The following is a 12,899-nucleotide window of genomic DNA, read 5'->3' as shown; positions in this document are numbered from 1 at the left end:
TTAATGTATTGTTTATTATCTGTGTTTCAGTGGGGTTCTCAAAATTTTTAACATGGGAACGAGTGCCTCAAGATCTGGCATTCTGGCTTACAGGAGCTGTAGAAAGCCCCTTTACATTTTTACTACTGGTCAACCTGTTTCTTTTGATCGTCGGAATGTTTTTAGAAGGCAACGCGGCTATGATCGTATTAGCACCGCTGCTAGCACCCGTAGCCAATTCATATGGAATAGATCCGGTTCATTTTGGCATCATTTTTATATTTAATAGTGCAATAGGTACAATTACTCCGCCTCTTGGTACCGTGATGTTCACGACTTGCTCGATAACAAAAGTTGCTATAGAGGACTTTGTTAAAGAGGTGCTACCATTCTGGCTCCTACTTATCGTTGCATTAATTATGATTACCTATATTCCAGTGATTTCGATAGGTCTTCCAAATTTGATCTTTTAAAAAACACCCGACCTAAGCGTCGGGTGTTGTTTCCTGTGATTAAACTATGTGCCATAGTTAGCTTAGAGGTATTCAGATGGCGACGATATTCACCCATTGCGCCAATGTCATCAAAACTAAGAATTTTGCTTAGTATAGACATATGTTCTTCGATGGCTACCATGTTTCTTTTTCTTAAGTCGCTGTTGTCCCATTGATAGTGGTAATGAAAAATAATAGAGATAATGTCATGAAACTCTTCCATGAAAGAATTATTGGCTGCAGATAGGATCAGCTTATGCAAGCGATGGTCTAAATCTGAAAATTCCTGATAATCATGGACGACTTTTTCTCTTAGTTCGCGATGTTCATGTAGCAAGTATTGTGCTTCTTTCCAACGGATGTCTGATTTGGGTAAATTCATAAAGCGACTTAAAGCATGACATTCGATCATTTCTCTTAATTCTGATAAGTTTTCCGCGTAACGTTTTTCAAAATTTCTCATTTCCCATCTTCCTCTGTCTATATTATTTACAAGGTGAAAGCGAGAAAATCTAAGTAGGAACTCTCTTACTATGTGAGTAGGGCAATGTGACATTTTGGATAATTCTAATTCTGTGAATTTCTGGCCTGGAACTATTTTCCTTGTTTTAATTGCGTCGTTAAAGAATCTCTCGAATGAGTCGATGTTTCCCTGTTGATTTAAAGCGTTTTGAATAAAGAAGTCCTCCTCATTGGGAGCACGATTGATAGTATAGATACCATTGGTATTTGTTAGCAGACCTTTCACTATTAAACCGTCTACGGCAAATCTAATTGTTGTACGACTAACACCAAAAAGTTCGGCTAGAGTGGACTGAGACGGTAAGGGGGATTCAATATGCCCCATATTAATTGCTTCTATGATCTGGTTACTGACATTTTTTCTCAAATTTTTGTTTTTAGCCATAAAAACCTCCGTCTTAATTAAAAACCAATTAAAAACAGAATTCTCAGTTTATGGTCACACTTTTACGCTCAGTTTTTCTTGTAAAAACATATTTTAATACAATGGTTTTAATCCTTGATCCAGAGAGATAGTTCATGAAAACTTTAATTTGCGAAAAGCCCTATGAATTGAAATACAAAGAACGTAGCCGACCAACTCCCAATGCCGGTGAAGCGTTAGTTAAGATTCTTTCTGTTGGTATCTGTGGAACCGATATTCATGCTTATACAGGTAATCAGCCATTTTTTACTTATCCAAGAGTTTTAGGGCATGAACTGTGTGGCACTATAGAAGAAACTGGGCGTTAGTTGTGGTGAAGACTTTGTTGTCGGTGACAAAATAGCTTTGATTCCTTATGTTGCGTGTGAAGAATGCCCATCATGTCTATCAGGAAAAACCAACTGTTGTGAAAATATTTCGGTAATTGGCGTACATCGTGACGGTGGTTTTAGCGAATTTCTAACCGTGCCAGTTAAAAATATTTTAAAAGTAAATGACATCGACAGTAACACTGCTGCGTTAATTGAGCCATTTTCGATTAGTGCTCATGCTGTGAGACGGGCAAATCTTTCTCATCGTGAACAAGTACTGGTTGTTGGAGCTGGTCCCATTGGCTTAGGAGCTGCTGCGATTGCCGCTGCTGATGGCGCTCAGGTTATCGTTGCTGATACCCAAGTTGCTCGCCGTGAGCATGTTCAAAAGCACCTTGGATTAGAGACTCTTGACCCTTCGTCACCTGATTTCGAGCAAAATCTGAGGTCAGCATTTGATGGTTCTTTGGCGGCTACAGTTATCGATGCTACTGGTAATGCGAGGGCAATGAATAGTGCCGTTAATCATATCCGTCATGGCGGCAAAATCGTATTCGTTGGATTGTTCAAAGGAAATCTAGAAATAAGCGACCCAGACTTTCACAAGAAGGAAACTACATTGATGGGAAGTCGCAATGCTACTAAAGAAGATTTTTCTAAAGTACAACGGTTAATGAGTGAAGGTAAGCTTTCTTCGAAGATGATGCTAACACATGCATTTTCGTTTAACACAATTGGCGATTCATACGAAAAAGACGTAATCAACAACAAAGAAACTACTTAAAGGTGTTATCGAATTCTAAAGATAGGCTGATCGGTAGAGTTGAACAAACTTCATAAACACAAAAGGCACTGTTTACAGTGCCTTTTTTCTTTTGCTTTCGCGAGGGGTTTGACCGGATTAGATGTTAACCCAGGTCAGGCTTAGCATCATCACAACCAGAGAGGTTGCAGAAAACATTGCCAGCATGCCGAACAGCTCACGAACACTAACAGACAGTGATTGTTTTTTATCTAACATAACGTCACCTTTTATCGACATAAGTAAATGAGGTATGAGTCACACTTTACTCCTTTATGTGCGCACGATCAATAAAAAGTGTAATTTTAATTCAAAATTATCGGGTAAAAACCGTGTTGCAACGTCTGTTGTGTAAGTTAATTACAGGATTATGACAGAATGAGAGGCTTAGTAGCCCAAATTTCAAAAGGAAAAAACCGTGTTTTGAGGCGTGTAAGAGTTTAAATGTATTTAAAAACAATAAATTAACTAACAAGATTGCATACGGTGTGTTAGATGCATAAATGATATTAATTATTATAACGATTTATATTGATATTGATGCCAATCGTTATAGTATAACAACCTTTGTAAATTGAATGATGACCGCAAGAAGGCAAAGGATAGGGTGAAGATGAAACGGCTTTGGTTAGTGCTGTTGATGGTGGTAGCACCACAGGTTTTTGCACAGGTAACGACGGTAACGGATGTTCTGGGCAGAGAAGTAACGCTGGACTTGCCGGCCAAACGCGTTGTACTGGGTGGTTATGGCGAAGATTACATGGCGATCGGTACTGAAAAAGCGTTTGACCGCGTGGTTGGTATGTCGAAAGGCATATGGGAAAAGTGGCGCCCGGCTAACTGGGCGATGTACGTTGCTCATCGTCCTTCACTGCAGACATTGCCTGATGTTGGTAAAGTCGATACTCAAACTTTTTCGGTCGAGAAAGTGATTAGCCTGAGCCCGGACCTGGTTCTGCTGGCGGAGTGGCAATACAAAGGGCTGGGCAGTGATGTCGAGCGTATTGAACAGGCGGGAATTGCGGTGATTGTGGTGGACTACAATGCGCAGACCGTTGAACGCCACGTGCAGAGCACGCGTATTATCGGCCAAATCACCGGTCAGGAAGAGCGGGCAGAGAAAATCGCCTCTGACTACAAGAGCATGGTCGACCTGATTACTGAGCGGCTGGCTAAAGCGAATTTGCCGAAGCCAAGCATCTATGCAGAATTCGGTTTCCCGGGTACCAGGGAATACGGTTATACCTTTGGTAAAAATATGTGGGGTGCCATGTCAGAGATGGCCGGAGGAAATAACATCTCCAAGCCGTTTGTCGAGTGGTGGGGACACCTCAACCCGGAGCAGGTGTTAGCGGCTCAGCCTGACGTGGTGCTGATCACCGGCTATGAATTCGGCGGTGCTGATGATGCCATGGTGATTGGCCAGAAACGTGGATCGAGAGACTGCAATCAAACATCTGCGCGGCTATAAACAGCGCATGGGCTGGCAGAGCCTGCCTGCAGTGCAGAATAACCGTATGATCAGCGTTTATCACGGCGCATGTCGTAGTATTCTGGACGGCCCTATGATTCAGTACATAGCTAAGGCGCTGTACCCGGACTTGTTTAGTGATTTGGATCCGGAAGCGGAATACCTCAATTTTTACCACCAATACCTGCCTGTTACGCCAACCGGCACATTTGCTGTCTCTCTGGCAGAGAAATGATCATTAGGTTAGAAAATCAGGTAATTGTGGATGCAATCTGAAATTTTATTACAGGCGATTGAACGCCAGCGCAGCAGTGAGCGGCGACGCTGGCTGGTATTGATGAGTTTTGGCTTCTTGCTGCTGGCTTCTTTTGTTCTCGATATCATGACCGGGCCATCCATGCTGGATGCGTCCCGGGTACTGAACGCACTGCTTGAATTTATTGGTCTGCCGTTCCAGGTGGATGATTCTACTCGGGTCATCGTTACCAATCTGCGTTTGCCGATTGCGCTGATGGCGATCATCGTCGGCGGTTTCTCTGGGTGTCGGCGGTGCTGAAATGCAGACCTTGCTCAATAACCCGATGGCCAGTCCTTATACTCTGGGCATGGCGGCGGCGGCAGGTTTTGGTGCAGCCATCATGCTGTATATCGGCTCGCTTGGTATGGACAGTCACTACGCGGTGCCGATTGGTGCGTTTCTGTGCTGCATGTTGTCGGCGTGCTTTTTGTTTGCCTTGGCGTCGATGCGTCACATCAGCTCAGGGCAACTGATACTGGCCGGTATTGCCTTGCTGTTTTTGTTCCAGTCGCTGCTTTCTCTGGTGCAGTTTGTTTCTTCTCCGGAGCTGAGCCAGCAGATCCTGTTTTGGCTGTTTGGTAGCTTATCGAAAGCGACCTGGAGCAATCTGCTGATCACGGCGGTGGTTGTGCTGGGCGGTTTTTTGCTGTTGATGCAGGATTCATGGAAGCTGACTGCACTGCGTCTGGGAGAAGAGCGGGCGAAAAGTGTCGGTGTGAACGTGACTCAATTGCGCCTCAAGATTCTGTTTATTGTCGCAGTGATGACAGCAACCGTGACCAGTTTTGTCGGCATTATCGGTTTTATCGGTATCGTTGCGCCTAATATTGCCAAAATTCTGGTTGGTGAGGATCAACGTTTCTTCCTGCCGCTGTCGTTTATTATCGGTGCTTTCTTATTATCGACCGCATCGGTGCTGTCAAAAGCGATTGTGCCGGGGGCTCTGTTTCCAATCGGTATCGTGACTGCGATTATCGGTGTGCCGTTCTTCTTCTGGCTGATTGTGGCAAAACGAGGTTAACGATGACGAATACACAAACCTGCGGTGATGCAGTGCAGGGGTTAAGCGCTGACAAACTGAATATTCAGATCGGTGCCTTGACTCTGGCTCGTGACATCAGTTTTGAACTCAAGCCCGGTCAGGTTACCGCCATTCTCGGACCGAACGGAACCGGCAAAAGTACGTTACTGAAAACCCTGTTTGGCGACATTAAACTCGATAGCGGCACGATTGTGCATCAGCAGGAAGCTCTTAATCTCAAACGTTTATCCCATTGGCGGGAACGTTTTGGCTATATGCCGCAAGACATTCATCTGGATGTCAACCTGACCGTGATTGAAGTCGTGCTGCTTGGCCGTCTTGATGCATTGAGTTTAAGAGTTGATGATCATATGCTGCAAGGTGCATTAGAAATTTTACAAAGCATGGGATTATCGCATCTGGCCAACCGCGATGTACGCACCTTAAGTGGTGGGCAGTGTCAGATGATTCTGTTTGCACAGGCATTGATGCGGCAACCACAGATTCTGATGCTGGATGAACCGGTCAGTGCGCTGGATTTACATCATCAGCATGTCCTGCTCGAGCACTTGGTGAATCAGACTCGTGAGCAGCAGTACATCACTTTAATGGTGTTGCATGATCTTAATCTTGCCGCTCAGTATGCCGATAATTTACTGGTTCTGAAACAGGGTGAGCTGGTGGCCTGCGGGCATCCTAAGTCCATTCTGACGTCTGAACTGGTGCAGGATATTTATAACGTTGAGGCCACGGTGATCAGTGATGAAAACGGCATTCCGTTTGTACGGACTCTGCGGTCGAAAAAGGTAGCGTAATGAAGCTTAACCACGTGATGAATGACTGGCGCCTGCTCTCTGCAGCAGGACGAGTGCTGGTCTTTAACAGCTTCAGCTTTAATCTCGGCTTTTATATGTTGCTGCCGTATCTGGCTGAGCATCTGCAAAACCTGGGTTTTAGTGGCTGGTATATCGGTTTGATCATCGGCCTGCGGGTGCTGAGTCAGCAGGGATTGTTCCTGATTGGCGGGACTCTGGGCGACCGCTTTGGTTACAAGCCGATGATTCTGATTGGCTGCGCGGTGCGGATTGTCGGCTTCTTCTTACTTGGTGTCAGCGACAGCTTCGCTGCGATTGTTGTCGGCGCATTTTGTACCGGATTTGCCGGAGCTCTGTTTACGCCAAGCAGCCAGGCTTATCTGTCCTCGGAGTATCCGCAACAGAAAGAGCGCAACCGGGTGTTTGCGCTGCAGAAACCTCGCCAGCGAGGTAGGTATGTTACTCGGGCCTTTAATTGGTCTTAGTCTGTTTGCGGTCAGCTTCATGTGGGTCGGACTTTCTGCGGCGGCGGTGTTCTTTATTCTGTTGCTACTGCAATGGTATTACCTGCCAAAAGATACGCATCATAGTGTTGAACAACAGCGTCAGGGCGTGCTGGCAGACTGGTGGCAGATGCTGCAGAACCGGCCTTTCATGCGTTTTGTTATGGCGGCATGTGTGTACCAGATCCTGTTTCATCAACTCTACCTGTCTATCCCGCATCAGGTGCGGACCCAGACCGGCGATCCCTCGGTGATTACCTGGGTGTTTATGGTGTCGTCTTTGATGGGGGTACTGATGCAACTGCCGGTCAGTCACTGGGTGGATAAAAAACTGGGGACTGCTAAAGGTATGGGCTTTGGTATGGCGCTGATGGGCAGTGCATTTTTGGCGCTGAATCTGCATTTTCCCGCTTGGCCGGCGCTGCCTTTTATTATTTGTGCTGTGCTGCTCAGCAGCGGCTCGATGATGGTTCTGCCTTTGATTGGCGCTTATATTCCGCGCTTTGCCTCTTCGACCCGGCTGGCCAGTTATTATGGCCTTTACTCCTGTATCGGCGGTTTCTTTGCGTTTGTCGGTAACTGGGGCGCCGGGTGGTTGCTGGATCTGCCGTCATTCCCGTCCGGCTGGTTGTGGCTGTTGTTTGCCACGCTGGGCTGTTTGTCAGGGTTGTGGTTGTATTTGCAGGTCAGTGCGCAGCAGGAGCCGGAAACGGAGCCGGCGTAAGGTCAGTTTTCGCTGTTTATGACAAAGCCGGCATCAGTGCCGGCTTTGCTGTTTTCGGAGCGTTTGTTGTAGCGCTGAGCCAGCTACCGTTAGCGACCTTCACATAAGGTCAGCAGGCAACATAGCACTGTAATGATAGTACCGTAACGATAGAAACGTAGTGATAGTACTGTCGTGATAGAACCGTCGTGGTGTTGCGTATTGATAGCACCGTTATGTGGCGTTAAATGCTTTCATGCCGGTCACTATGCACTCCTGCATCGCCTGAATGGATGCACTGAGCGGACGACCTTTGCGGATCACCAAATCGACCGTGGTATCGAGTGTATGCATGCCTTCGATATCAACCGCGACAAAGGACTGATTTTTTAGCTCTTTGCTGACGCAGACTTTAGGCAGTAAGGTTCCGCCCAGACCGGCCGACACATAGTTCTTGAGTGCGTCAAACGAATTGCACACCATCAGCTCGTTGAGGCGGATTTCCTGACGCACTTCATACAGGTCAACCGCACGTCGGATGCTGAATGATTCATTGAGCAGCGCCAGCGGTACTTCAGCCAGTTCGGCGGGAGTAATGATATCAAGCTGTGCCCAGCGGCTCTCTTTAGGCACCAGCAGGCTCAAAGCCTGAAAAGGGCAGGAGTAGAGAACATCGAGTTTGGCATCTGGCGGTGAGTTGAGCAGCACCCCAATATCGGTTTCTTCATGCTTGATACAGTCGATCACATCGTCTCCGCCACCGACTTGCAATACCAGTTTGACGCCCGGATGGCGCCTGGAAAACTGCGCAATGGCGTGATCGATGAGGTCAGGAATAAAGCCACCGCCGACAGAAATGCGCAGCGTGCCGCTTTGCAGATTTTCGATTTCCGACAAATCAGAAATCAGGTCGTTTTTCTTCTGGTTGATATCCTGAATATAACGAGCTAACCGGATTCCGGATTCGGTTATGTCGACGCCGCGCCCGATCCGGTCCATTAGACGTACGTTGAGTTGGGCTTCCAGTTGTGCCACTTTTCTGCTGATCGCTGAAGGCGAGACGTGCAGCACTTCAGAGGCTGCACGTATGCTTTTCGTTTTTGCGACCACTTCAAAATATTTGAGAGCTCGTTCGTCCATGACTGTTGTAATGCCGTTTAATTTGCCAGTAGGTGTTGTACCAGTCTAACCCAGAAATTGGCCCCAATAGGCAGAACTTCATCATTGAAGTCATAATTCGGACTGTGCAGATTATGTGAATGGTCAGCACTGCCGTTACCCAGCCAGATATACGCACCCGGCAATTTTTCCAGCATAAAGGCAAAATCTTCACCGCCCATGCTGGCTGGTGGGTTGATATGTACCTGCTGCACTTCCGGCATGGCTTCCAGCACTGCCTGACAATGCTTCGCCTCATCCACCGTGTTGATGGTGGCCGGATAGCGGCGCGTGTAGGTGATGTCTGCACGGCATCCTTGTGCCTGGGCAATCGTTCTGACCACTTCGTGCATCCGCGTTTCAATCAGGTCTCGAACCTCAGGACAGAATGAACGGGTAGTGCCTTTCAGGGTCACCTGTTCCGGAATGACGTTATAAGCGTGGCCGCCGTGAATCTGGGTCACACTGATCACGCCGGATTTTTGCGGATCCAGGTTACGGCTGATGATGCCTTGCAGGGCACTGACGATCAGGCTTGATGCATACACAGGGTCAACCGTCTGGTGCGGCATGGCACCATGACCACCGATACCAGTCACCGTAATATCAAAGGTATCGAAACGCGGCCATTACTGCGCCGTAATGCACAGCAGCTTCACCTGCAGGCAGAGCCGGCCAGTTGTGCAGACCATACACCTGCGACATAGGAAAACGTTCAAACAGGCCGTCAGCGATCATCGCTTTGGCGCCGGCCTCGTTCTCTTCTGCCGGCTGGAAAATAAAGTTCACCGTGCCTTTAAATACAGGATCCTGGGCCAGCGCGACCGCAGCGCCAAGCAGCATGGTGGTGTGACCGTCGTGGCCACAGGCGTGCATTTTGCCCTGATGCTTGGAGCAGTGATCGAAGGTGTTGAGTTCATCGAGGTCGAGTGCATCCATGTCGGCACGAATACCTATGGTCGGGCCATCGCCCTGATTACCGCGCAGGGTGGCGACCACACCGGTGCCGCCCAGGCCTCGGTCGACTTCCAGGCCAAGCGAGGAAAGGATCTCGGCGACTTTATCCGCCGTACGGAACTCCTCATAGGCGGTTTCCGGGTGAGCGTGGAGATCGCGTCTCCACTTCACCAGTTGCTGATGTTGTTCTGAATGCTGACTAATATAATTTGGCATAATCTTCACTTTTATAATGGTGCACATTGAGCCTGTGCTTTGAAAGTTTAAAGTGACAGGTTAGCGATGATCGCTGAGCCCAGGTACGTGCCGGTAAACACAAGCAGCGCAATAATGACCACTTTACCACCGGCAGTTTTAAAAGTTGATACTTCTTGTTTACTGATGGCGATACCCGCATACGCTAATACCGGGCTGACCAGGCTGAGGAAGTTAATTTCTTTTACCTGAGTCAGAATAAATTCCGATACCGGTGAAGCCGGAATAGTTAATACCACACTCACCAGTGACAGCCAGGCCACCGACGGTAAATAGAAAGGCATATATTTCGCTAATGCCAATCCAACGATAACCATACCAAAGATAATCACCATACCTGGCAGTGCTGACAATGGCGTAATACCGGTGCCCGTCCAGTTACTGATCAGTGCGATAATACACACAATCACCAACACTGATGCATAATCTAATAAGTTAATCGACGCGTTAACGTTCTTTTTTGCAGTAGTATCAGACATTGAGATCACTTCCTTGTGTTGCTGATTTCTTGTGGCGTTGATGCTTGTGGCGCTGATGGAGCGGCGGCTTTGTTACCAGTCAGCAGGCGATACAGTTTTTCCGTCAGGGGCAGGGCAATAAACAGACCGACAAACAGGCCAGTGGCGTTGGTCAGCAGGTTACTTGCGCCGGCCAGAGCCAGGATCTCTTCTTTCATTGCCGGCAGTGATGCGCCCAGTGCGGCAGAACAAGCGGCGGTCATACTGCCACTGCCAACACCACAGGCCATCGCCAGTGCACGAGGGTCAAACCATCCGGTTGAAGCCAGGAGCGAGGCGAGAATTCCGAAATAGAGTGTACCGAACATGGTACCCATGACGTAGACGCCCATAACTCCGATGCCTTCCGGACTTTTTAAACCGTACTTATCAGAAATCAGCGCGATATTCGGTTCGCGAGCGATAGAAAAACAGGCCCCGACGGCTTCACGGCCCATTTTCAGAACCAGGATGGCCAGTGGCATCGCAATTAAAATCGTGCCCAGGTTACCGAGTTCCTGCAGTATCATCGCCGGACCGATCTCGAGAATTTTATTCAAAGACGGGCCAATAAGGGTGCCGAATTTAGCCAGGAAAGGCAGTACAGAAATAATAATAATGGGGGTGGCTTTTTCAGCATGTTTGGACGTCAGAATGACTTTGGCTTTTTTGACCACGTTCGGATTGACTAATAAACCGAATATAAAGGCATAGAACAGCGGTAATAACACAACACTGCTGCTGCCGAGTGGCACCTTAATAATTCCTATCAGTTCTGAGATGACGGCAATAATAACGACCGTGAGGTGCAGACGCCAGTTACCAAGCTGGCCTTTCAAACTATCCATAGTTTGCTTCCTTGTGATTGTGAGCTTCTTGCTGGGGATCATTTTTGATTTAACCACAAAGATATTGATGGAACTAATGATATAAAACCAACGAATTGTTCTAAAAAAGTCAACACAAGATATGATTCTGTTGCTAAACAGAGATGCAAAAAGCTCGGTTGGGCTTTTTGCCAGAGACAGAATAATTCTCTGCTTATGGGCGCTAAACTGGTCAGCCATTAATTGCTGTCACTGGCTTGACGGACATTTGTGCCAGTTGCGTCCGGATCCTGCTGTTAATACTCGACGAGCAGACTAATTTGCGTTATACATGCAAAAATTTTTGGGTGAAAAACCCGCAATTCTTATCAATTATCCGTAGGCGAGGGACAGCATGTTAGAGATGTTTGGGGTGATCAATATTTGGACGTATCTGGCCGGTTTAACCATGATCATTCTCGCGCCCGGCCCTAACTCCCTGTATGTGTTGAAATCAAGCTCGTCGTTTGGTGTTAAAGCCGGCTACAAAGCAGCCAGCGGCGTATTGATTGGTGATGCAATCCTTATTCTGCTCTCTTATCTTGGGGTGGCGTCCCTGATTCAGGCATCACCGGTGCTATTTACTGTGATTCGTTATCTGGGTGCCGCTTATCTGCTGTATCTGGGGCTGAAAATCATCCATCAGTTGCTGCGTAAAGATGCAGTGGATGAGGATGGGGTAGAGCGTCCGAAGAAGAGTGAAAATATCTTTGTGAAGTCGCTGTCACTGAGCCTGACCAATCCGAAAGCGATTCTGTTTTATGTGTCGTTTTTCATTCAGTTTATTGATTACACCTATGATCACACCTGGATCTCTTACCTGATTCTGGCCACTATTCTGGAAGTTTTCAGCATCGTTTATCTGAGTGCGCTGATTTTCCTTGGTACTTCGTTAACCCAGATGTTCCGTAATCATAAGCGCTTGTCACAAGTAGGCAATGGTATCCTCGGTATGTTCTTTATGGGATTTGCCGCGCGTCTGGCAAGCCTGAGCTAGCTGTTCTTTCCGGACTTTTATTTCGGTCCGTAATACAGGCGGGAAGAGAAGTCGGTTCTGAGAAAAGTATTGGCTTCAGAAAAGAAAAAGTGCCGGACAGAACGGACAGTAATGCTGTCCGGCATTGTGATGCGGCGGGTTCAGGTGCTACGTCACATAAAAAAGACTTAATAAAGTAGTGCGGTGAGTGCGCCCGAAAGCGCGCTTAGTCAGGCGATATCAAAGCACTGACGAATAAATTGCGCAGCCTGCTTGGCGCCTTGCTGAGAGATGGTATGCGGAATACCCTCTTCAAAGATGGTCGTCACTTTGACACCTTGTGCTTTGAGCTGCTGAGCTGCTTTTTCTGTTTCACTGAACGGGATGACCGGATCCGCTTTACCATGAATGAGCAGCAATGGTGCCCGGGTATTCACCTCATGCGGTTGCGGAGAGGCCAGGCGGCCGGAAAATCCGACCACGGCGTGCACGGGTAAGCGGTTACTGGCTACAACATCCAGAGACATAATCGTACCCTGAGAAAAACCAACCAGCACAATCTGGTCTTTTTCCCATGTTGCGCCATGTTCCAGCAGCAGATCGTTCAGCGTTTTATCCAGTGCCGCACGGGCATCATGAACCCGGATAGCCCGGTTTACTTCGTTAACACCGTTGATGCTAAACCACTGATAACCATTGCCCTGATCGAAGGGAAACGGGCCGTTCGGAGACAAAAATGTCACGTCGGGCATAGAGCTTGCCCAGTAATCACCTAAACGCTCCAGATCTGCGCCTGAGCTGCCAACGCCGTGCAGAAATATCACAATTTTCTTAGTCATGGTTGATT

The 12,899-nt window shown here is 47.6% G+C and carries 18 protein-coding genes; 11 read left to right on the top strand and 7 right to left on the bottom strand.

Annotated features, from left to right (window positions below):
* Positions 1 to 29: 29 nt before the first annotated feature.
* Positions 30 to 452 carry a TRAP transporter large permease subunit gene (locus tag ABDK09_03650; GenBank protein ID XAW87371.1) on the top strand — a complete coding sequence of 141 codons (423 nt, stop codon included), beginning with the start codon at positions 30 to 32 and terminating at the stop codon, positions 450 to 452.
* Here ABDK09_03650 and ABDK09_03645 read toward each other — a convergent pair.
* Entirely contained in the window at positions 403 to 1,380 is a 978-nt protein-coding gene (locus ABDK09_03645; protein ID XAW88435.1) for a GntR family transcriptional regulator, read from the bottom strand. The genes ABDK09_03650 and ABDK09_03645 overlap by 50 nt on opposite strands.
* Before the next feature lie 134 nt (positions 1,381 to 1,514).
* Here ABDK09_03645 and ABDK09_03640 point away from each other — a divergent pair, with 134 nt between their 5' ends.
* From ABDK09_03640 to ABDK09_03600, 9 genes are all read left to right on the top strand, one after another.
* Entirely contained in the window at positions 1,515 to 1,727 is a 213-nt protein-coding gene (locus tag ABDK09_03640) for an alcohol dehydrogenase catalytic domain-containing protein (protein XAW88434.1), read from the top strand.
* A gap of 37 nt (positions 1,728 to 1,764) precedes the next feature.
* Positions 1,765 to 2,514: a zinc-binding dehydrogenase gene (locus tag ABDK09_03635; GenBank protein XAW88433.1), complete on the top strand. Its 750-nt coding sequence runs from the start codon at positions 1,765 to 1,767 to the stop codon at positions 2,512 to 2,514.
* 631 nt (positions 2,515 to 3,145) lie between these two features.
* Positions 3,146 to 4,003 (top strand): ABC transporter substrate-binding protein, encoded by an 858-nt coding sequence (locus ABDK09_03630; GenBank protein ID XAW88432.1) that lies wholly within the window; start codon positions 3,146 to 3,148, stop codon positions 4,001 to 4,003.
* A complete protein-coding gene (locus ABDK09_03625; protein ID XAW88431.1) occupies positions 3,963 to 4,238 on the top strand; it encodes a hypothetical protein in 276 nt (91 codons plus the stop codon). The genes ABDK09_03630 and ABDK09_03625 overlap by 41 nt, the downstream gene beginning before the upstream one ends.
* 30 nt (positions 4,239 to 4,268) lie before the next feature.
* The gene (locus ABDK09_03620) at positions 4,269 to 4,559 is read left to right on the top strand and encodes a hypothetical protein (GenBank protein ID XAW88430.1); all 291 of its coding nucleotides are present in this window, start codon (positions 4,269 to 4,271) and stop codon (positions 4,557 to 4,559) included.
* Position 4,560: 1 nt separating this feature from the next.
* Positions 4,561 to 5,322 carry an iron ABC transporter permease gene (locus ABDK09_03615; GenBank protein XAW88429.1) on the top strand — a complete coding sequence of 254 codons (762 nt, stop codon included), beginning with the start codon at positions 4,561 to 4,563 and terminating at the stop codon, positions 5,320 to 5,322.
* A 2-nt stretch (positions 5,323 to 5,324) separates the two neighbouring features.
* Positions 5,325 to 6,137 (top strand): ABC transporter ATP-binding protein, encoded by an 813-nt coding sequence (locus tag ABDK09_03610; protein ID XAW88428.1) that lies wholly within the window; start codon positions 5,325 to 5,327, stop codon positions 6,135 to 6,137.
* Positions 6,137 to 6,622 (top strand): MFS transporter, encoded by a 486-nt coding sequence (locus ABDK09_03605; protein ID XAW88427.1) that lies wholly within the window; start codon positions 6,137 to 6,139, stop codon positions 6,620 to 6,622. Before ABDK09_03610 ends, ABDK09_03605 begins: the two co-directional genes overlap by 1 nt.
* Positions 6,594 to 7,364 (top strand): MFS transporter, encoded by a 771-nt coding sequence (locus ABDK09_03600; GenBank protein ID XAW88426.1) that lies wholly within the window; start codon positions 6,594 to 6,596, stop codon positions 7,362 to 7,364. Before ABDK09_03605 ends, ABDK09_03600 begins: the two co-directional genes overlap by 29 nt.
* A 213-nt stretch (positions 7,365 to 7,577) precedes the next feature.
* Here the strand turns inward: ABDK09_03600 and ABDK09_03595 are convergent, their stop codons facing one another.
* The 5 genes from ABDK09_03595 to ABDK09_03575 are packed head-to-tail and all read right to left on the bottom strand — an operon-like array spanning position 7,578 to position 11,058.
* Entirely contained in the window at positions 7,578 to 8,483 is a 906-nt protein-coding gene (locus tag ABDK09_03595; protein ID XAW88425.1) for a LysR family transcriptional regulator, read from the bottom strand.
* Between the two features lie 17 nt (positions 8,484 to 8,500).
* Positions 8,501 to 9,100 (bottom strand): amidohydrolase, encoded by a 600-nt coding sequence (locus ABDK09_03590; protein ID XAW88424.1) that lies wholly within the window; start codon positions 9,098 to 9,100, stop codon positions 8,501 to 8,503.
* Positions 9,101 to 9,107: 7 nt separating this feature from the next.
* A complete protein-coding gene (locus ABDK09_03585) occupies positions 9,108 to 9,674 on the bottom strand; it encodes an amidohydrolase (protein ID XAW88423.1) in 567 nt (188 codons plus the stop codon).
* Positions 9,675 to 9,721: 47 nt separating this feature from the next.
* Positions 9,722 to 10,192, bottom strand: a complete 471-nt coding sequence (locus tag ABDK09_03580) for a hypothetical protein (GenBank protein XAW88422.1) — start codon at positions 10,190 to 10,192, stop codon at positions 9,722 to 9,724.
* Between the two features lie 5 nt (positions 10,193 to 10,197).
* Complete coding sequence (locus ABDK09_03575) at positions 10,198 to 11,058, bottom strand: DUF3100 domain-containing protein (GenBank protein XAW88421.1); 861 nt, start codon at positions 11,056 to 11,058, stop codon at positions 10,198 to 10,200.
* A gap of 373 nt (positions 11,059 to 11,431) precedes the next feature.
* On the opposite strand from ABDK09_03575, the gene leuE reads away from it, so the two are divergent.
* Entirely contained in the window at positions 11,432 to 12,073 is a 642-nt protein-coding gene (gene leuE / locus ABDK09_03570; GenBank protein ID XAW88420.1) for a leucine efflux protein LeuE, read from the top strand.
* A 209-nt stretch (positions 12,074 to 12,282) separates the two neighbouring features.
* Here leuE and ABDK09_03565 read toward each other — a convergent pair whose 3' ends face one another.
* Positions 12,283 to 12,891, bottom strand: coding sequence for a dienelactone hydrolase family protein (locus ABDK09_03565; GenBank protein ID XAW88419.1), 609 nt, complete (start codon positions 12,889 to 12,891; stop codon positions 12,283 to 12,285).
* Positions 12,892 to 12,899 lie beyond the last annotated feature (8 nt).

It is taken from the genome of Vibrio sp. CDRSL-10 TSBA (assembly GCA_039696685.1).
In the GTDB taxonomy this organism is placed as follows: domain Bacteria; phylum Pseudomonadota; class Gammaproteobacteria; order Enterobacterales; family Vibrionaceae; genus Vibrio.
The sequence above is the reverse complement of the archived record's forward strand: the minus strand, read 5'-3'. Positions and strand labels throughout refer to the sequence as shown.

What these genes read in the sequence shown, in the direction of transcription:
- ABDK09_03595 (XAW88425.1), bottom strand. Translation starts at nt 8,483, where the DNA reads ATGGACGAACGAGCTCTCAAATATTTTGAAGTGGTCGCAAAAACGAAA.
- ABDK09_03645 (XAW88435.1), bottom strand. Translation starts at nt 1,380, where the DNA reads ATGGCTAAAAACAAAAATTTGAGAAAAAATGTCAGTAACCAGATCATA.
- ABDK09_03600 (XAW88426.1), top strand. Translation starts at nt 6,594, where the DNA reads ATGTTACTCGGGCCTTTAATTGGTCTTAGTCTGTTTGCGGTCAGCTTC.
- ABDK09_03575 (XAW88421.1), bottom strand. Translation starts at nt 11,058, where the DNA reads ATGGATAGTTTGAAAGGCCAGCTTGGTAACTGGCGTCTGCACCTCACG.
- ABDK09_03610 (XAW88428.1), top strand. Translation starts at nt 5,325, where the DNA reads ATGACGAATACACAAACCTGCGGTGATGCAGTGCAGGGGTTAAGCGCT.
- ABDK09_03615 (XAW88429.1), top strand. Translation starts at nt 4,561, where the DNA reads ATGCAGACCTTGCTCAATAACCCGATGGCCAGTCCTTATACTCTGGGC.
- ABDK09_03580 (XAW88422.1), bottom strand. Translation starts at nt 10,192, where the DNA reads ATGTCTGATACTACTGCAAAAAAGAACGTTAACGCGTCGATTAACTTA.
- ABDK09_03640 (XAW88434.1), top strand. Translation starts at nt 1,515, where the DNA reads ATGAAAACTTTAATTTGCGAAAAGCCCTATGAATTGAAATACAAAGAA.
- ABDK09_03630 (XAW88432.1), top strand. Translation starts at nt 3,146, where the DNA reads ATGAAACGGCTTTGGTTAGTGCTGTTGATGGTGGTAGCACCACAGGTT.
- ABDK09_03565 (XAW88419.1), bottom strand. Translation starts at nt 12,891, where the DNA reads ATGACTAAGAAAATTGTGATATTTCTGCACGGCGTTGGCAGCTCAGGC.
- ABDK09_03585 (XAW88423.1), bottom strand. Translation starts at nt 9,674, where the DNA reads ATGCCAAATTATATTAGTCAGCATTCAGAACAACATCAGCAACTGGTG.
- ABDK09_03620 (XAW88430.1), top strand. Translation starts at nt 4,269, where the DNA reads ATGCAATCTGAAATTTTATTACAGGCGATTGAACGCCAGCGCAGCAGT.
- ABDK09_03605 (XAW88427.1), top strand. Translation starts at nt 6,137, where the DNA reads ATGAAGCTTAACCACGTGATGAATGACTGGCGCCTGCTCTCTGCAGCA.
- leuE (XAW88420.1), top strand. Translation starts at nt 11,432, where the DNA reads ATGTTAGAGATGTTTGGGGTGATCAATATTTGGACGTATCTGGCCGGT.